The 18,155-nt window shown below is 62.6% G+C and carries 18 protein-coding genes; 6 read left to right on the plus strand and 12 right to left on the minus strand.

The annotated features are described in order from the left end of the window. Positions 1-300: 300 nt before the first annotated feature. From XI09_RS11140 to XI09_RS11150, 3 genes are read right to left on the minus strand one after another with little or no spacing between them, the layout of a single operon-like run. The gene (locus tag XI09_RS11140; protein ID WP_271566876.1) at positions 301-525 is read right to left on the minus strand and encodes a hypothetical protein; all 225 of its coding nucleotides are present in this window, start codon (positions 523-525) and stop codon (positions 301-303) included. A gap of 14 nt (positions 526-539) precedes the next feature. Then, positions 540-827, minus strand: a complete 288-nt coding sequence (locus tag XI09_RS11145; protein ID WP_271566877.1) for a DUF3892 domain-containing protein — start codon at positions 825-827, stop codon at positions 540-542. A gap of 3 nt (positions 828-830) precedes the next feature. Further along, entirely contained in the window at positions 831-1,046 is a 216-nt protein-coding gene (locus XI09_RS11150) for a hypothetical protein (RefSeq protein WP_271566878.1), read from the minus strand. Between the two features lie 117 nt (positions 1,047-1,163). On the opposite strand from XI09_RS11150, the gene XI09_RS11155 reads away from it, so the two are divergent. Further along, positions 1,164-1,517, plus strand: coding sequence for a helix-turn-helix domain-containing protein (locus tag XI09_RS11155; protein ID WP_271566879.1), 354 nt, complete (start codon positions 1,164-1,166; stop codon positions 1,515-1,517). After that, positions 1,514-2,404: an ImmA/IrrE family metallo-endopeptidase gene (locus XI09_RS11160; RefSeq protein ID WP_271566880.1), complete on the plus strand. Its 891-nt coding sequence runs from the start codon at positions 1,514-1,516 to the stop codon at positions 2,402-2,404. Before XI09_RS11155 ends, XI09_RS11160 begins: the two co-directional genes overlap by 4 nt. Positions 2,405-2,543: 139 nt before the next feature. Here XI09_RS11160 and XI09_RS11165 read toward each other — a convergent pair whose 3' ends face one another. From XI09_RS11165 to XI09_RS11185, 5 genes are all read right to left on the minus strand, one after another. Then, positions 2,544-2,804, minus strand: a complete 261-nt coding sequence (locus XI09_RS11165; RefSeq protein ID WP_333939073.1) for a type II toxin-antitoxin system RelE/ParE family toxin — start codon at positions 2,802-2,804, stop codon at positions 2,544-2,546. Next, entirely contained in the window at positions 2,801-3,001 is a 201-nt protein-coding gene (locus tag XI09_RS11170; protein WP_271566881.1) for a hypothetical protein, read from the minus strand. Before XI09_RS11170 ends, XI09_RS11165 begins: the two co-directional genes overlap by 4 nt. A gap of 103 nt (positions 3,002-3,104) precedes the next feature. Next, entirely contained in the window at positions 3,105-3,281 is a 177-nt protein-coding gene (locus XI09_RS11175) for a hypothetical protein (RefSeq protein WP_271566882.1), read from the minus strand. Beyond that, the gene (locus XI09_RS11180; protein ID WP_271566883.1) at positions 3,271-4,833 is read right to left on the minus strand and encodes an anti-phage dCTP deaminase; all 1,563 of its coding nucleotides are present in this window, start codon (positions 4,831-4,833) and stop codon (positions 3,271-3,273) included. Before XI09_RS11180 ends, XI09_RS11175 begins: the two co-directional genes overlap by 11 nt. 408 nt (positions 4,834-5,241) lie before the next feature. Continuing rightward, positions 5,242-9,006 (minus strand): vitamin B12-dependent ribonucleotide reductase, encoded by a 3,765-nt coding sequence (locus tag XI09_RS11185; RefSeq protein WP_271566884.1) that lies wholly within the window; start codon positions 9,004-9,006, stop codon positions 5,242-5,244. Between the two features lie 763 nt (positions 9,007-9,769). On the opposite strand from XI09_RS11185, the gene XI09_RS11190 reads away from it, so the two are divergent. After that, complete coding sequence (locus XI09_RS11190; RefSeq protein ID WP_271566885.1) at positions 9,770-10,666, plus strand: DMT family transporter; 897 nt, start codon at positions 9,770-9,772, stop codon at positions 10,664-10,666. Between the two features lie 172 nt (positions 10,667-10,838). Here XI09_RS11190 and XI09_RS11195 read toward each other — a convergent pair whose 3' ends face one another. From XI09_RS11195 to XI09_RS11205, 3 genes are all read right to left on the minus strand, one after another. Further along, entirely contained in the window at positions 10,839-13,097 is a 2,259-nt protein-coding gene (locus XI09_RS11195; protein ID WP_271566886.1) for a CHASE3 domain-containing protein, read from the minus strand. Beyond that, entirely contained in the window at positions 13,094-13,516 is a 423-nt protein-coding gene (locus tag XI09_RS11200; RefSeq protein WP_271566887.1) for a response regulator, read from the minus strand. The genes XI09_RS11195 and XI09_RS11200 overlap by 4 nt, the downstream gene beginning before the upstream one ends. A gap of 242 nt (positions 13,517-13,758) precedes the next feature. Further along, complete coding sequence (locus tag XI09_RS11205; protein ID WP_271566888.1) at positions 13,759-14,379, minus strand: BA14K family protein; 621 nt, start codon at positions 14,377-14,379, stop codon at positions 13,759-13,761. A gap of 230 nt (positions 14,380-14,609) precedes the next feature. On the opposite strand from XI09_RS11205, the gene XI09_RS11210 reads away from it, so the two are divergent. Then, on the plus strand, positions 14,610-15,017 hold the full coding sequence (locus tag XI09_RS11210) for an NADH:ubiquinone oxidoreductase subunit NDUFA12 (RefSeq protein WP_271566889.1): 408 nt from the start codon (positions 14,610-14,612) through the stop codon (positions 15,015-15,017). A gap of 662 nt (positions 15,018-15,679) precedes the next feature. Here XI09_RS11210 and XI09_RS11215 read toward each other — a convergent pair. Continuing rightward, positions 15,680-16,366, minus strand: coding sequence for a DJ-1/PfpI family protein (locus tag XI09_RS11215; RefSeq protein WP_271566890.1), 687 nt, complete (start codon positions 16,364-16,366; stop codon positions 15,680-15,682). Positions 16,367-16,460: 94 nt separating this feature from the next. Here XI09_RS11215 and XI09_RS11220 point away from each other — a divergent pair, with 94 nt between their 5' ends. Then, the gene (locus XI09_RS11220) at positions 16,461-17,399 is read left to right on the plus strand and encodes a GlxA family transcriptional regulator (protein ID WP_271566891.1); all 939 of its coding nucleotides are present in this window, start codon (positions 16,461-16,463) and stop codon (positions 17,397-17,399) included. Between the two features lie 173 nt (positions 17,400-17,572). Beyond that, a complete protein-coding gene (locus XI09_RS11225) occupies positions 17,573-18,127 on the plus strand; it encodes a hypothetical protein (RefSeq protein WP_271566892.1) in 555 nt (184 codons plus the stop codon). Positions 18,128-18,155 lie beyond the last annotated feature (28 nt).

The following is an 18,155-nucleotide window of genomic DNA, read 5'->3' on the forward strand; positions in this document are numbered from 1 at the left end:
CACAGCAGAATCGGTGACCTTATGCCGTGGCGCTTCCGTAAGGCGTCAAGCCAGCTTCAATAGGGCCCCGGCTGAGCGCTTACATTCGGCGAGCTGATTGACTCCTTATCGGCGCCGAAACGTTGGAAGCCGGTGGGGGTCAAACCTCGGCGCTTATTCACACCTGATGGCCAAAATCTGGGTAGAGCCGTCCGAGGCTCCTACGTGCCCTTCGTCAGGTCGATTGCATCGAACCCGGCTCTTTGGAGCCAGCGAGCGCCTCCTTTGCACGTTCGCAAATGGCCGCCCGGTACTTTTCTTTCAGTTGCGGGACGATACTGAGGACCTGAGGACCAGCGTGTTGTCGCGATAGGGGCCAACCTTCTCGTCGATCGCAGCCTCCATGGTACGGATGGCCGCTTCGACACTCTCAGGCTCTTCGGGGTTAAAGCGCACAGTAGCAACTTCGCCGTCGAGCGACTTGAAAGCCTTCTGCGCGTCCTCAAGCTGCTGTTGCAGTCGGTCGAGACCGGTGATTTTCAACATAGCCGGTCTCGGCGTCAGAGCGAGCATTCGTTGAGGGCGAGAAGGTTGTCCTTCCAGACGCCGTCGGCATAGGTCTGAAGAAACTTGTTACCGGCGGTGCTGACGCGCACGCCCACCCAGGCGCTCGCATTCCCCTCGCGCGTGTAGAAGCGGTGCTGCTTCGACTCGATGAACCGGATGACGTTGGCGGCAGTGTCCTTCCACCGGCCATTGCCATCGGGGTTCGGGCCACCGACATCGGTGATGTGCTCGTGCGGGCTGTTGCGATGCGGCTTTTTCACGCAGTTGATACGATAGTCCATTGGTCATTTATCCTTCACGATTTTAGACAGGGAGGCGCCGCCCATGCGCTCGCGCAGGGTGTCGAGCCTCATGTCGCTGCGAACGCCGGGTGCGAAGTCGGGGCCGTAGGTCTTGCGGAGCGTGCCCACCAGGGTGTCGCCCCGCTTGCGGCGAATCTCGCCATCCAGATCGCGGCACCGGTCGTCAAGGCCTTCATTGCAACTATGGTCTTTCTTCATCGGCAGGGTTCCTTTGGGTTCTGCTTGCGCTATGCGATTCCGCCATGGCATACTTGACGGCAACGCCATGATGACTCCGATTGGCGAAAACGTCAATACTTCCATGTCGAAAGCGCCATGAATCCAAGAGAAGCCACTGACATCTTTCAGGAAAGACTTAAATCTGCCCGCGACCTCCGGGGCCTTAGCCAGACCCAGCTCGCCACCGACGCCGGCTTGCCGCCCAGTTCGGTGTCCCACTTCGAATCCGGCGCCCGGAAGCCATCGTTCGACAATCTCAAGCGCCTGGCGACCGCGCTGAGCGTTACGACGGACTATTTGCTGGGTCGCTCCGATGTGCCTGATGCGTCCGGCGCAGTCGGCCGGCTGCATCGTGACCAGCACAAGCTCAGTTCAGAGGACCTGAAGCTCACCGAGCAGTTTGTCGACATGCTGCTGAAGCGTGATGCGGAAAAGAAGGGTGGCAAATGACAGCGAAACCCCGACTCGCGAGGAAGTCGCTGGCGGAAGGGGCCGCCAGTCTCGTGTTGCGCGAGATGAAGATCGAGGGGCTGCGTGTCGATCCCGAGGACATCGCGACACGCAAAGACATTCTCGTAAAGGCTAAGCCCGACACGGTTGATGGCGTCTCGGGAATGTTAGTGAAGGCCGGCGACCAATTCGGGATCATGTACGCCACGAATATTCCGAGCAAAGGCTTCCAGAAATTTTCCATTGCCCATGAAATTGGTCATTACTGCATAGAAGGCCATTGTGACGCGCTGCTTTCCAAGGGCGTCCATTATTCCCATGCAGGATTTCACTCGTCTGATCCCTTTGAGCAGGAGGCTGATTACTTTGCTGCTGCCCTGCTCATGCCGGAGTTGGCCTTCCGGAAGGAAATGAACCGTCACGATCCGGGCCTGACGTGTATCGAAGCACTCAGAAAGGCGTGTGAGACCTCGCTGACTGCCACCGCAATTCGCTACGCCTGTCTTACGCGTGATGGCGCCGCGGTCATCCTGAGTTCGGGCGAGACCATTGAGTACTGCTTCATGTCCGAAGGCCTGAAGGAAGCGAAGGGCATTAGCTGGATACGAAAGGGTACAGCCGTTCCCGATGGAACGGTGACCGCTGAATTCAATGCCCGGCCCGAAAATGTTCGTGTAGGCGCGCGTGACAGCGGTGATGGTCGACTGAACGACTGGATGGGAGGAGAACGCGTCTACCGGGTGCAGGAAGAGGTGGTTGGGCTCGGGCAGTATGGTCGCACCCTTACCGTACTCACCTGCGAGGGCCTCAGTTCGGAAAAAGAATCTGAGTATGACGACGAGGAAGCTGAACTTATAGAAAGCTGGACACCAAAGTTTCAGCGCTAGCATGCATTCTACGAATGCAGGTCTTCGTCTTGAATTCCGTTGATGCCTTGTATGTCAATCGGCCGGCCGACTGAGCACTACTCCCTGGGCATCAGTCCACCTCTTAGCGGACTTTGGCTCGACGAAGGCTTTCTGAGAGCTATTGCCCCTCAGGCGGAATCCGATCGCCACAGATGCCGCAGTCTTTGTGGGCCTCCGCACGCGGGATCATCCTGGTCTGTCCGCACTTCGGACAGATCGAGGCCTCCGCTTGGCGGTCCTGATGTCCTTGTTCTGGGGTCCGCTTGTCGTCGCCGCAAAGCAGGATCACCACGGTATTGCCCTGCTGAATGAAATAAATGCGGTACCCCGGCCCGTAGTCGATCCGCAGCTCGCTGACGCCTTCGCCAACCGGTTTCACATCGCCCAGGTTGCCCTGTTCAAGGCGGCGGATGCGGGCGGCAATCCGGCCGGCGCGGCGCGCAGCTGTATCCCGCGTTCAACATCCTTTGCGGCCGCCAAGCCCGCCCTCGTAAGCTCTCCGGCCGGCGAGACATGGGTGGCATGCAGCATCATGCCGGCGTCGGCTTTGGCCGTCAGATCGCGCAGCAGGGCCAATGCGGCGTCAGATGGAATGTCCTAGCGGTAAAAGGCGCAGGTAGCGTGGGCTCTGCAACTGAGCGGTGACGAAACGGCCGAGGGACGACGCCAATCCCCCAATCTAGTCGTCAAAGCTCTTGTTCTGTCGAACAAATTGTCCATCGCGATCACCGCGATCGCTACCCCAGTTATATTGGGAAGCGCGTTCAGCATAGTCTCTTTTGGCTGGGGACCAGTTTTCCATGCTTTTTACAGCTTCTTGAGCGGCTTGCATCACCGACGAAACTTTAGAGGTCATAGTGTTCCCCATACTCAGTTCTTTTGACGTCCAATTTCGTCCAATCTTGTTGGGCGATTGACTCAAGGTAGGTCGATTCCGTTCCGTCGGATAGTGCCCCACTGATCACACCCCTAGGCAATTTGCGAGGCGCCGAATCAGGCAAGGCGTATCCGTTTGTATCTTTCCTCGGAACCATTTCAAAAAGGTCAAGAAAGCGGGTTGGAGCGATTCCAACGAAAGCGTCGAACTTGACGGCGTCTTCGTCGGCTTCCCTGTCCTGATCGACTTGTATCGCTCGCTTGTACAGCTTTTTGGCTCGACTCTTAGGATAGGGCTCGATGTAGACGACTCGCTTTATGCCAGATGCAACGATGTGTCGAGCGCACATATGACAAGGAAATGTCGTGCAGAAAAGGGTACCCTCCTTGACGGAAATGCCCCGCATCGCGGCGTCACATATAGCGGCCATTTCAGCATGAACGATGCGACCAAACTCCAAAAGGCTGGCAACCATTGTTCCAGCGAGCGGCTTCTTTTCGCCCTGCAGCGCCTCCTGGGCGCGCTGTTCTCGGGGCAGCGCCTTCTTTTCTTTCACCAGCCAGTCGGCATTTGCGAGAGCATCAAGAAGTTCGCCGACGATCTCTTTCCGGGTGCCTGCTGCGGCATCCTGGCCGACTTTATAGTCTCGGTAATCCTTCTCGGTACCAGCCACGTCGTCCCAAATGACGCCGCCGCCAGCCCGCGGGACCTCGTTGCAGCCCGTCGCTAGAATTTCTCCTGTTTTCGTAGCAATTACGGCGCCGACCTGCCGCGACAAGTCTGCCGATCGCTGCGCGGCTGCGCGCGCTTGGAACATCAAAATTTCATCGACTGTCGGCGTAATAAAGGGAGCCTGGAAGAGAAGTTGAACGAAGCGGCGAGCGTCGTGGCGAAGAGAAATCCCAGCCTTTAGAAAGACATCGGCGAGGGGAAATACGTCCTCTAGGAGCTGTCCATGCGGTATGCTCCGCTCCTTTTGGTCGGTCTCGATCAGCCTTTCAGCAGTTGCTTTATGAGACTCGGGGTCCGAGGAATTCTTGCTGTTGGCTATTCGTCTGCAAAGATTCTCGATCCTCTGATCCTTATGTTCGTAGACAGAAATTAGGATAGCGCGCTGCCCAAACAGCTTCCGAAACATCTCGAGCTCTTCGGGCCGTTTCAGGGATGAAATAATAAATGCGTGCCGTTCGGCTGGAACCGAGGGGTCGCCACTTACCTTTTCTCTTGTCTTGCGGATCTGGGTTAAAGCCAGCCTGGCGACGGCATCCGCCTTTCCGACAACTCGTCGGATTTCATTTCCAGCGATCATGCTTTGACGGATTCGCTCATCCTCTGCAGTGAGTTCACTGAGATGTTCGAGGCCGGGAATCTGGGCCATTAGCTTGCTCAGCTTGATCGGGACGGGAATGTAATCGACCCCCGCCAACTCGGCCGCTAGCGCATCGCTCACGCTTCCCGAATCAGTACCGGCAGCCGCGCTAATGCAGAAAACGAGCTCTGGGAAGTACGTCTTGCTGTCTACTTCCGTCATCTTTTCCTCAGGTGCTCAAAGGCTCGAACGGACTGGCGTGTGCTCATTTCACATCGTTTATTGTAGGCGAGTTCCCGGCGCGGCGGCTTCAAGATGGTCGCAGGAATGCGATCTAAGATATTGAAACAAAAACAGAAAATCAGATCGCACTGTGTTTCGCCTGCATAATGCCTGTACGATACGAAGGCGCGCCGATCGGCCCCAATGAGGACTGGCTGCGGCAGTTGCCCTCTGAGGCTTCGGTGCTCTCCTTGTCACGGACAAACATTTTGAAGACGAAAGCCCACCGCTGGCGGTGGGCTCTCGCCTACTTGGAAATTTCGGAATGGACATCCGAAACTGGCCACAGTGGACACAAAAGTATGCGGGGTGGACAACCATCGCCGACCCCACACGCGATCTACCGCCTCACGAACACCCCGTCGTGCTGCCGCAAGTATCGCACTTCATGCACGTGCCATTCCGCACCAGCGTGAAGTTGCCGCACTCGCTGCACATCTCGCCTTCGTAGCCCTTGGCCTTGGCTTCCGCGCGGCGCTCGGCCTTGGAGGGCACCAGGGTCTGTGCGGTGCCGGACTTGCTCCACTGGAGGGCTTCCAGCTTCTCCGTCGGAGAGAGGTCGTGGCTCACTTCCTGCTTCAGCGCGACCGCGCCTTCCAGGACATCGCCGACCCGTGCGCTCGCGCCGTGGGAGGCCAGCGCCGTGACCTTGCTGCCGCCGGTCGGGGCGCTGTCGTTGCCTTGCGAGACCGCGGCGGAGCCGCCGCGCATCACGACGAGGTTGTCGGTGCGGGAGCGGGTGAGGCCGCGCGACACCAGCTTGTTGGCGTGGTGGGTCTCGTCCGGCTCCTTGCCTTCCTCGACGCCCTTGCCGAGCGCGTCGAAGTTCGACTCGGTCGGATCGACATGGGCGAGATCGAAGCGCGACATGTAGCTCACCGCGAGCTCGCGGAAGACGTAGTCGAGGATCGAGGTCGCGTACTTGATGCTGTCGTTGCCCTGCACGGGGCCCGCCGGCTCGAAGCGGGTGAAGGTGAAGGCATCGACATATTCGTCAAGCGGCACGCCGTACTGGAGGCCGAGCGACACCGCGATGGCGAAGTTGTTGATGAAGGAGCGGAGCGCTGCGCCTTCCTTGTGCATGTCGATGAAGATCTCGCCGAGACGGCCGTCGTCATACTCGCCGGTGCGGAGATAAACTTTATGTCCGCCGACGACCGCCTTCTGGGTGTAGCCCTTGCGGCGGTCCGGCATCTTCTCGCGCTCGCGCATCACGATGATGCGCTCGACCAGCTTCTCGACGATCTTTTCCGAGACCTGGGCGGTACGCGCCGCCATCGGCTTCTCGTAGAGCGTCTCCACCGCATCGTCCTCGTCCTCATCGTCGGCGATGAGCTGCGAGTTGAGCGGCTGGCTCAGCTTGGAGCCGTCGCGATAGAGCGCGTTGGCTTTCAGAGCGAGCTTCCACGACAGCATGTAGGCGGACTTGCAGTCCTCCACCGTGGCGTCGTTCGGCATGTTGATGGTCTTGGAGATCGCGCCCGAGATGAAGGGCTGCGCCGCCGCCATCATGCGGATGTGGCTCTCGACCGACAGATAGCGCTTGCCGATCTTGCCGCAGGGGTTGGCGCAGTCGAACACCGGATAGTGCTCGGCCTTGAGGTGCGGGGCACCTTCCACCGTCATCGCGCCGCAGATGTGGACGTTGGCCGCCTCGATCTCGCGCTTGGTGAAGCCCACGGCCTGGAGCAGGTCGAAGCCCGGAGCCGCAATGGCTTCCGCGCCGACGCCGAGCTGGTCGCGGATGAAGTCTTCGCCAAAGGTCCACTTGTTGAAGGCGAACTTGATGTCGAAGGCGGTCGGCAGGGCCTTCTCGACCTTGGCGATGGCTTCATCGGTGAAGCCCTTGGCCTTCAGCGTCGAGGCGTTGATGCCGGGGGCGTTGGACAGCGAGCCGTGGCCGACGGCGTAGGCTTCGATCTCCGCGATCTCGCTCTCGCGATAACCGAGCGCGCGCAGCGCGGCGGGAACCGCGCGGTTGATGATCTTGAAGTAGCCGCCGCCGGCGAGCTTCTTGAATTTGACCAGCGCGAAGTCGGGCTCGATGCCGGTGGTGTCGCAATCCATGACGAGGCCGATCGTGCCGGTCGGCGCGATCACCGTGGTCTGGGCGTTGCGATAGCCGTGCTTCTCGCCGAGCTCGAGCGCCGCATCCCAGGCCGCCTGCGCGTGGCTGACGAGGTCTCCTTGCGGACAGGAGACGAGGTCGAGCGGCACCGGGTTGACGCTGAGCGCCTCGTAGCCGTTGGACTGGCCGTGGGCGGCGCGGCGGTGGTTGCGGATCACGCGCAGCATGTGCGCGGCGTTCTTCTTGTAGCCGGGGAAGGTGCCGAGCTCGGCGGCGATCTCCGCCGAGGTCTTGTAGGTGATGCCGGTCATGACAGCGGTCAGCGCGCCGCAGAGCGCACGGCCTTCCTTGCTGTCATAGGGCAGGCCCATGGTCATCAGCAGGCCGCCGATATTGGCGTAGCCGAGGCCAAGCGTGCGGAACTCGTAGGAGAGCTCGGCGATCGCCTTCGACGGGAACTGCGCCATCATAACCGAGATTTCGAGCACGATGGTCCAGAGCCGGCAGAGATGCTCGTAGCCCTCGACGTCGAAGTGCTTGGTGCTGACGTTGTAGAAGGTCAGCAGGTTGGCGGAGGCGAGGTTGCACGCCGTGTCGTCCAGGAACATGTATTCCGAGCACGGATTGGACGCGCGGATGTCGCCGGACGCCTTGCAGGTGTGCCAGTCGTTCATGGTGGTGTTGAAGTGCAGGCCCGGGTCGGCCGACGCCCAGGCGGCGTAGCCGATCTTCTCCCAGAGGTCGCGGGCCTTCAGCGTCTTCGTCACCTTCTTGGAGGTGCGGGCGTTCAGGTTCCAGTCGCCGTCGGTCTCGACCGCGCGCAGGAAGTCGTCCTTCAGCGAAACCGAGTTGTTGGAGTTCTGGCCGGAGACGGTGAGATAGGCTTCCGAATCCCAGTCGGTGTCGTAGACGTCGAACTGGATGTCCTTGTAGCCCTGCTTCGCAAACTGGATGACGCGCTTGATGTAATTGTCAGGCACGAGGCTGCGACGCGCGAGCTTGATTTCCCGGCGCAGGGCAGGGTTCTTCTCGGGATCGAAGCAGTCGTCGCCCGAACCTTCGCAGTTCACGCAGGCCTTGAGCACGGCCTTGAGGTGCTTCTGGTTGATCTTGGAGCCGGTGACGAGAGCGGCGACCTTCTGCTCCTCCTTCACCTTCCAGTCGATATAGGTCTCGATGTCGGGGTGATCGACGTCAACCACGACCATCTTGGCGGCGCGGCGCGTCGTGCCGCCCGACTTGATCGCGCCCGCGGCGCGGTCGCCGATCTTGAGGAAGCTCATCAGGCCGCTCGAGCGGCCGCCGCCGGAGAGCTTCTCGCCTTCGCCGCGCAGGCGCGAGAAGTTGGAGCCGGTGCCGGAGCCGTATTTGAACAGGCGCGCCTCGCGGACCCAGAGGTCCATGATGCCGCCCTCGTTGACGAGGTCGTCACCGACGCCCTGGATGAAGCAGGCATGCGGCTGCGGATGCTCGTAGGCCGACTTGGACTTGGTCAGCTTGCCGGTGAAGGGGTCGACGTAATAATGGCCCTGGCCGGGACCGTCGATGCCATAGGCCCAGTGCAGGCCGGTGTTGAACCATTGCGGCGAGTTCGGCGCGACCATCTGCATGGCGAGCATGTAGCGGAGCTCGTCATAGAAGGTCTGGGCGTCTTCGTCTGACGTGAAGTAGCCGCCCTTCCAGCCCCAATAGGTCCAGCAGCCGGCGAGGCGGTCGAACACCTGCTTGGCTGAGAGCTCGCTGACATAGCGCTCCTTCTCGGGGAGGAGGCTAAGCGCCTCGGTGTCGGGCACGGAGCGCCACAGGAAAGAGGGGACGGATTCCTCCTCGACCTTCTTCAGGCGCGCGGCAACGCCCGCTTTGCGGAAATATTTCTGGGCGAGGACGTCCGAGGCGACCTGCGACCACTCGGTCGGCACCTCGACGTTATCAAGCTTGAACACGACCGAGCCGTCGGGATTGCGAATCTCCGACGTGGTCAGCCGGAAATCGATCCCGGCGTAAGGTGACTGTCCCGTGGTGGTGTGGCGCCGCTCAATCCGCATGGTCTTGCCCCGTCCTTATCTTTGACCGAACCGCCTCCGTTCAGGCGCCCGGGTCGACATTTCAGTTCGCGATTCCTCCCGGGCCGTCTGGCCTTAAGGCTTCGCAGTTCAGCCGGTGGATCCGGCCCAGTTTCTCCCGGCGCGATTGCTCGATGCGTGCATCGATCACCCGCCGGCATGTCCACGCTCATCCGCCCCAACGGGATGCGCGCGACATGCGTTCAACGCCCCACAACGTCACTTCTTCAACCGATGCCATCCGAACCTGTTGCCGGCCCGTTCTGGCGCCCGAAAAGTCCGCTACCCGCGGGCAGACAAGCCCTTCTCCCGCTGCCTTCGTCTGGCCTGGCGGAGTGCAGTTTTGCGGACCCTTTGGGGGAGTGCCGGCGGGACGCAAACTCACTCGCGCCGAACGGACCGAAAGCTAGGACTCTCCGTTGCGCCCGTCAAGAACTAGTGCGAGTTCCTGAATCAAATACTAAATATGGTGGATTGTGGGGGATAACAGGGGGCAAGCCCACGCCTGTTGTGGAGGCAAGTATCAGTGAGTCCTCAGGGATTCCCAACTGAAAAAATTTGCATCCCGTGGTGATGGCGACCCTTCACCCCGCTCTTCACAGGGCAGGTATATTTTTGGGCAACGGGGTTGCGCCTGCAGGACTCACGTAGCCTTACGGAAGGTGAGGGCAGGCATGCCCGCCGGGGTGGTGGTGGCATCAGCGAATCCGCGCCAAGCTGACCCCGTTTCCGCCGGGTACCCCACATGCTTGATTCGACGCGACCGGGCTTGCGACCGCGCATCGCCCCGGCCGGCCTGATGTTCCTTGCCATCACCTCGGTGGGCTGGGGGTTCAACTGGCCGGCGACGAAATTCCTGCTCGCCGAGTTGCCGCCGTTGACCTTGCGCGGGGTGACCGGCGTGCTCGGGGCGATTCTCCTGGCCGCCCTTGCCCTGGTCCGCGGCGACAGCCTGAAGGTGGCGCGCGAGATCTGGCCGCGGCTGCTGATCGCGGGCCTGCTCAATGTCACCGGCTGGATGGTGCTGATGGGGCTGGCACTGCTCTGGCTGCCCGCGAGCGAAGCGGCGCTGATCGCCTACACCATGCCGGTCTGGGCCTCGCTGATCGCCTGGCCGGTGCTCGGCGAGCGGCCGACCGTCTTGCGCACCGTCGCACTGGTGATGGCCTTTGCCGGCCTTGCCTCGATCATGGGCGGCAACGGCTTTGCCGCCAGCGAAGCGAAACTCCCCGGCATCGTCATGGCGCTCGCGGGTGCGGCGGGCTTTGCGCTCGGAACGGTGCTCTCGAAGAAATACCCGATCCGCCTGCCGCCGATCACGGCGGCGGCCTGGCAGATCGGCGCCGGCTGCCTGCCGGTCGCCATCGCCGGGCTGCTGCTCGAGACCACGCATCTGTCGCTGGTGACACCGGTCGGCTGGCTGCTCCTGGTCTATTCGGTCGTCGGGCAGTTCTGCATCGCCTATGTCAGCTGGTTCGCGGCTCTTGCGCGCCTGCCGGCCTCGGTCGCCGCGATCGGCACCATGGCGGTGCCTGTCATCGGCGTCGTCGCCTCGGCGATCGCGCTGGGCGAGCCGCTCGGGGCAGGGCAGATCGCGGCGCTGATCTTCACGCTCGCGGGCGTGGTGCTGGCGACGCGGTAGGATCCCTAACCTCTCCCCAGCGGGGAGAGGTCGGATTGCGAAGCAATCCGGGTGAGGGGCCGTAGCATTCAGTGAGACTGTAACCCCTCACCCGGATCGCATCTTACGATGCGACCCGACCTCTCCCTACGGGAGAGGTGTATTGAGCTTCTCGGCTCGCATCGATCAATGACTAAGACGCCGCCATCCCTCCGCCGCCCAGCGCCTTCCTGATCATCTCGGCGAGCTGGTTGCGGCGATAGGGTTTTGTCAGCAGCAGCACGCCGTCGTCGAGCTTGCCGTGGTGGACGATGGCGTTGTCGGTGTAGCCGGAGGTGTAGAGCACCTTCAGGCCCGGCCGCCGCTTCGCCACTTCCTCGGCGAGCTCGCGTCCGCTCATGCCGCCGGGGATGACGACGTCGGTGAAGAGGAGATCGAAGGCCTGCCCGGCCTCGATCAATTGCAGCGCGGCGCGGCTGTCCGGGGCGGCAATGGTCTGGTAGCCGAGGCCCTGCAATTGCGCGGTGACGAAGTTGCGCACCAGCGGATCGTCCTCGACCACGAAAATGGTCTCGGCGCCGCCTTCGGCCTGCGGCGCGACGGGAGCGGCCGCTTCTGTCGTGCCTTCGCCCGGCGGCAGATAGAGCTTGATCGTGGTGCCGTGGCCTTCCTCGCTGTAGATCTTGATGTGGCCGCCGGACTGCTTGACGAAGCCGTAGACCATGGAGAGGCCGAGGCCGGATCCCTTGCCGACTTCCTTGGTGGTGAAGAAGGGCTCGAACGCCTTCTCCTGGACGTCCTGCGGCATGCCGGTGCCGGTGTCGCTGACCGCGAGCATCACATAGGGGCCGGGCGCCACGTCCGCATTGGCCTGCGCATAGGCTTCGTCGAGCACGACGCGATGGGTCTCCAGCAGCAGCTTGCCGCCGTTCGGCATGGCGTCGCGGGCGTTGATCGCCATGTTGAGCACGGCATTGGTGAGCCGGGACGGATCGATGTGCGAGGTCATCGGATCCTGTTCCAGCACGGTCTCGATCTGGATCTGCTCGCCGAGGGTGGGGCGCAGGAGCTTTGCGATGTCGGTGATCGCGGCGTTGATCTCGACGTTGCGCGGCTGGAGCGGCTGCCTGCGTGCGAAGGCGAGCAGGTGCTGGATCAGTTCGGCGCAGCGCTCGGCGGCATCGTCGATCAGGCGCGCCACGTGCTGGAGCTCGGGCTGCTCCTTCAGGCTCGCCACCAGCGTCTCGGTATTGCCCGAGATCACCGTCAGCATGTTGTTGAAGTCGTGTGCGACGCCGCCGGTCAGCTTGCCGATCGCATCCAGCTTCTGCGACTGTTGCAGTTGCCGCTCGGTCTCACGCGAGGTGGTCGCGTCGTGATAGACCAGCACCGCGCCCGAGATGTCGCCTTGTCCGTCCCGCATCGGCCGGCCGCTGATCATGAGGTGGCGGACCTGATTGCCGCTGTGCGGGCGGACGATCATCTCCAGGTCTTCGAACTCCTCGCCGCGCAGCACGCGCACCGAAGGCAGCTCCTCGGCCTTCATCGGCGTGACGCCGTCGCCGTGAAAGACGTCCGACAGCGACCGCAGATTGCCCAGGTTCATGCCGGTGCGGTGCAGCAGCATGCGCTCCGCGGCCGGATTGGACAGAAGAACGTTGCTCTCGACGTCGATGACCAGCACCGCCTCCGCCATGCTGCGAAAGGTGCTCTGGAGCACGTTGACGGACAGGCGGAGCTCGTCATGCGCGGCGACCAGATGTTCGGTGCGTTCGGCCACCGCCGCCTCGAGTTGCTCATTGGCGGCCGTGGTCTCCAGCAGCGTGCTCTTGAGCGCGCCCTCGGTGCGCCGGCTCTCGCGCATCACCATCACGACCAGCAGCAGGATCACCAGCGCGCCGGCGACATCGATGCCGAGCAGCACGATGCCGGTGCGCCGAGAATCCTGGGAGCGCGCGGAGAGCAATCGTTCTTCCTCTGCGCTCAGACGGTCGAGATTGCCCATCACCGTGTCCATCAGGCCGCGGCCCTCGGCCTTGCCCTGGAGCGCGGCAATGCCGGCATGGTCGCTTTCGGCGCGCAGGCGCATCGCCTCGGCGGCGATCTCGACCCGGCGCAGCGCCAGCGGCTCGGTGCCCTCCAGCATCGCGACCTGATCGGGGCTGTCGCGCACGCCGCGCTTGAGCTCGGCGAGTGCCGGCGCGATCTGGGCGCGCACCGCCTGGAATTCCTCGCTGAAGGCCGGGCTGCCATAGATCTCGTAGCCGCGCGCGGCGCTCTCGGCGCGGCGCATCAGAACGCGCAGATCGGAGATCTTCTTCTGGACCTCGACGGTATGGTTGACCCAGGCCGTGTCGGACCGCGACTTGACGTCGAGACCGATCGAGGCGGCGGTGATGATCAGGAGGATTGCAAGTCCAGCACCGAGAATGACGCGCTGCGTTGGAATCAAGGGGCTTCTTTCTTGTCCTTCGGCTGTGCGTTCCCGCCCGCGCCGGCGAGACATTCCCGGATCGACGTCAGCAGCGCTTCCGGCGTGAACGGCTTGCGCAGGCAACGTGTTGCCCCGAGTTCCAGCGCCATGCGGAGGAAATCGGGAGAGGGTGAGGCGGACGATGCAAAGGCGTAGCCGGACATCGCGATCAGCGGGATCGCGGGCGCGCGCTCGTGAAAGATGCGGATGGATTCGAAGCCGCGCATATGCGGCATGAAGATGTCGACCAGCATCACATCATACTTCTGCGCTTCCAGCGCAGCCAGTCCCGTTTCACCGCCGTCGGCCAGCGTGACGTCGAAGCCCTGACGTTGAAGGAGGACCTCGATGGTCGCACCGACCATCGGATCGTCATCTACCACGAGAATACGCGGCATGACATTTCCCAGTAGATCGAAGTCCCCGCCTTGGTGATATCCGCGAATCGTATGTCGGGTCAATTTTGGATTGGATCAAGGTAGATATGCACGGTGCGGTGAATAAAGGTCCATTTGCATCGACTTGTACATAACCTCGCAAGGACGGAATCGGCTGCACGCGAAACGGGTGAGAGCAGAGCACACGCGAGAACGGCGCCGCATCACTGCGACGCCGTTTCTTTCAAGCATTGTGGATGTGGCTACGGGCAGGGATGACGCAGGCCGTCATAGCCGAGATAGGTGCCCGACGCCGGGTCGTAGGACCTGTAACGCTGGGCGCAGTAGGCCGCGGAGTCGCCGCCGCTGTCGGGAACGACCGCTACTGACGGCTCGTCATAGTAGGTGTCGTCGCTGTAATAGTAGGGATCGTTGTAATACCCGCCGCCATAATAGGCGTATGAGCCGAGGCCACCGATCGCAGCACCTGCCGCAAAGCCGGGCCAGAATCCGCCGCCACGATGATGGTGGCGCCAGCCGCCGCTCCAATTGCCGCTACCGCCCTGCCACGTGCTGCCGGCGGCCGCAACGCTGCCGGTTCCCCCGCTAAAGGTACGGGTACCGCCGCTGAAGGTGGGCGAACCGCCGCTAGGACGCACCGCTGCGCCAGCCGCAAAATTGCCGCCGCCACCGCTGACCCGCGGACCAGCGCTGAAGCCGCCACCACCCATTCGGGCGCCGCCACCGCCAATGTGAGCACCGCCACCGCCGCCGATATGGGGGCCACCGCCACGGCCCTGATGGCCCTGCGCGAAGCTCGGTGTCGCCGACGGAAGGACCAGCGCCAATGCTGCCGCCGCGCTCAAAAGTCTCAGACTGCTCATGTTCAAACTCCTTTTCCAGGGAGCAACCCCCCTTAAAGGGGGGAGGTTCCTGGATCACGCGGGTGTGCGCGTGAAGGGAGCGTCTCACCGGGCCGCTGTACCCGGCATGAACGGATCGCGTCCGATTTACGGCGGGGCACGCATTTGCATGGGGCAAGGCCGCACCTGCCGAACTGGACATTTCGCCGTCCGGATGGCATCAGGACCCGACGAAGCAGGGCCCTTGCCGCATGAAACAATTCTTCCTCAAGTTCTTCACCTGGTGGAGTGGCCAGACGTTTGGCACCCAGCTCTGGACCAAGCGATACGGCGAGCTGGTCGGCCAGGACGAGCAGGGCAATCTCTACTATCGCACCCGCGGCGGGGCGATCGATCCGACGCTCGGATTCGAACGGCGCTGGGTGATCTATAACGGCTACGCCGAAGCGAGCCGCATCCCGCCGGCCTGGCATGGCTGGATTCATCACGTCGTCGATACGCCGCCGACCGAGATCAATTACCAGCCGCGCGAGTGGGAAAAGCCGCACCAGCCGAATCTCACGGGCACGGCCAACGCCTACCGTCCCTCGGGCTCGACGCTCGCCAGCGGCAAGCGGCCGAAGGCGACCGGCGACTATCATCCCTGGACCCCCGGCTAGGCTTCCCGCCTCCGTCGAATCTTCATCTTCGGATTGGATGCAGGCGCATCCGACTTAATCCCGCTGTGGACAACGGGAACAGCGGGGATGGCGGCTGCGCGGGCGTTGCGTTCGGGCCGGCAATGCGGCTCAATGATCCCATCTTACGGAGATGGGAGACCATCGCGTTCGGTTCGGGCAACAGCTCGCGACTGTCCCGAAATGCAGCGGCCGCCGACCAGGACTCGACCGGGAGATAGGCCCCCGGTCTGGAAGTTCCGAAATCGCCCGATGAAATGTGCAGCCGTCGTAAGACAGGAAAGGCCGCTTGGGAAACCGAGCGGCCTTTTTCTGTTGAGGGCGGCTGCGCAACTGTCTCGTGCCCCGGACGCAGTGCAACGCCATAGCGTTGCGCTGCTGAGCCAGGGGCCCAGGAGCGGCAAGCTGGATCCCGGCTCAGCGCCGCAGCGCGTCCGGGACACGAGAGGAGCGAAGGCCGCTACTCCACACTCCGTCATTGCGAGCGCAGCGAAGCAATCCAGACTGCCACCGCGGAAAGACTCTGGATTGCTTCGCTGCGCTCGCAATGACGGTGCTGATGTAGCTTTCGCCAAACTACGGTCTCGCCCCGGACGCGGCGCAGCGTTGTACGCCGCACCGCGTCCGCGGCACGAGAGCAGAGGCTAGTTCACCCGCACGGCGGCACGCTTGACCGCCTCGAGGCGGCGCGCCTGGTTTGCTGCCCCGCGCTCCCGGAGCATCGCCAGCACCTCGGCGGGAGCGGTGTCGGGCGAACCCGAATTGAACGGCGGGGCGGGGTTGTATTCGATCTGGAGCTGGATCGCTTCCGCCGTGGTGCGGTCGACCAGGATCGACACCAGCGTCAGCGCGAAATCGATCCCAGCGGTGACGCCGCCGCCGGTGATGCGGTTGCGGTCGATGCAGACGCGCGTCTTGGTCGGCGTTGCGCCGAACTGACTGAGCATCTCCATCGCGCTCCAATGGGTGGCGGCGCGGTAGCCCTTCAACAGGCCGGCGGCACCGAGCGCCAGCGCCCCGGTGCAGACCGAGGTGACGTACTTGGCGCCTTCGGCCTGCCTGCGCAGGAAATCCAGCACCTCTTCGTCATTGAGCAGATCATTGGTGCCGCCGCCGCCGGGCACGCAGATCACGTCGAGCTGCGGGCAGTCGGCGAATGTCGTGGTCGGAGTCAATGTCAGCACGGAATCGCTCGGCACCGGCTCGATCCGCTTCCAGATCAGATGCAGTTTGGCGCCGGGAACGGCGGAGAACACCTGCAAGGGGCCGGTGAAGTCGAGCTGGGTGACGCGCGGAAACACCAGAAGTCCGATCTGGAGCGGGGATGACATCGGAAGATCCTCCAATCATGGGCTTGACGCGGGCAAACTGGCATGATGCCCTTCTGTCCAAAATGGCATAATTCCCTCTATTTCGGACATGACCATGATCGGCATCCTGATCTTCCCGGATTTCCAGTTGCTCGATGCGGCAGGCCCGATCTCGGTGTTCGAGGTCGCAGCACGCTGCGCCGGCAAGCCGCTCGCGCTGCGGGTGCTGGCGGTGAATGCGGGACCGGTGCGCAGCTCGTCCGGCGTCGAGATGATGGCGCGCGATTTCAAGTCGGCGAACGCCATCACGACTCTGGTCATCGCGGGCGGCGCGGGGGTGGCGGATGCCGCGCGCTGCGAGGTCACGCGCGCCTTCGTGCAACGGCTGGCAAATCGCGGCGTGCGGGTCGCCAGCGTCTGCTCGGGCGCCTATGTGCTGGCCGAAGCAGGTCTGCTCGACGGTCGCCGCGCCACCACGCATTGGGGCCGCACGCGCGATTTCGTCGCGCGCTATCCGAAGGTGAAGTTCGAGCCGGACCAGATTTTTACCCGCGACGGCAATGTGTGGACGTCGGCGGGGATCACGGCGGGCATAGACCTCGCGCTGGCGATGGTCACAGAGGACCATGGCGAGGAGATCGCGCAGGCGGCCGCGCGCCAGCTCGTGCTCTATCATCGCCGCAGCGGCGGCCAGTCGCAATTCTCATCGCTGCTGGAGTTGAAGGCGCCGAACGGCCGGTTCGGTGCGCTTTTGTCCTGGGCCCGCGAAAATCTCGATGCGCCGCTCACGGTGGAAGAGCTCGCCGATCGCGCCGGCATGAGCGCGCGGCACTTCGCCCGCGCGTTTGCCGCCGAGACCGGCACGACGCCGTCGAAAGCGATCGAGCGGCTGCGGATCGAGGTCGCGCGCGAGCGCGTGCAGTCCTCGCGCGAGGCGATCGAGCTCGTTGCGGAGGCGACCGGCTTTGGTGACCCCGAGCGCATGCGGCGCGCCTTCATCCGCGCCTTCGGCCAGCCGCCCCAGGCGCTGCGGCGCGCGGCGCGGGCGGGGTAGGGCGGATTCATCAATTCGAGGAGGTCCGCTCTAGCGGGCAAAAGAGACTTGCATGTTGAATCCTGCCATTTCGTCTCATGCCCCACAGCAGACATCTACGACTTGTGCCCCAGGGTCCCTTCGGCTTGATTACGTGCACCGCTGGAGCGGGCCCGAACCGTGGAGGTCAAGTGATGAACCGACCATCGGCTATCAACGCTACCGATGCGATCAGCACATATATTTTGGCGAAGGATACTAACCGTCCGCAATTGATGAAAGATGCATTCGCAGGGGACTGCGAATTGGAAATGACCGTAAAGACGGACGCTATATCGTTTCCCAACTCAGCAAAGGGATTGGATGAAGTCACTCAAGTTCTGGTGACAAGCTTCGGAGACCAATACGAGAATGTGCGTACGTTTTGTCTCTCGCGACCAAGTTCAGACTACCTTCCGCACTTCCAATGCGACTGGCTAGTCGGAATGTCTGCAAAGCAGGGAGGTGCCATTCGCGTGGGATGCGGACGATACAATTGGCATTTCAGTTCCGGCGACGATAAGCGCGTGAGCAAGCTCGCGATCGACATCAAAGTTATGTGCGTACTCCCTGCCGAGACCTCGGAGCCGATCATGCGTTGGCTTGGGGCGTTGCCATATCCTTGGTGTTCAAACCGGCAAGCCTATCGCAGCATTCCCGCCATTGGCGCCCTGCGACCTATCAAAAGCTTCCTGGGATCATCGGCGTAGCCGCAGGCGCTGCCTTAGATTTCCGCAA

It is taken from the genome of Bradyrhizobium sp. CCBAU 11386 (assembly GCF_028128955.1).
Lineage (GTDB): Bacteria > Pseudomonadota > Alphaproteobacteria > Rhizobiales > Xanthobacteraceae > Bradyrhizobium.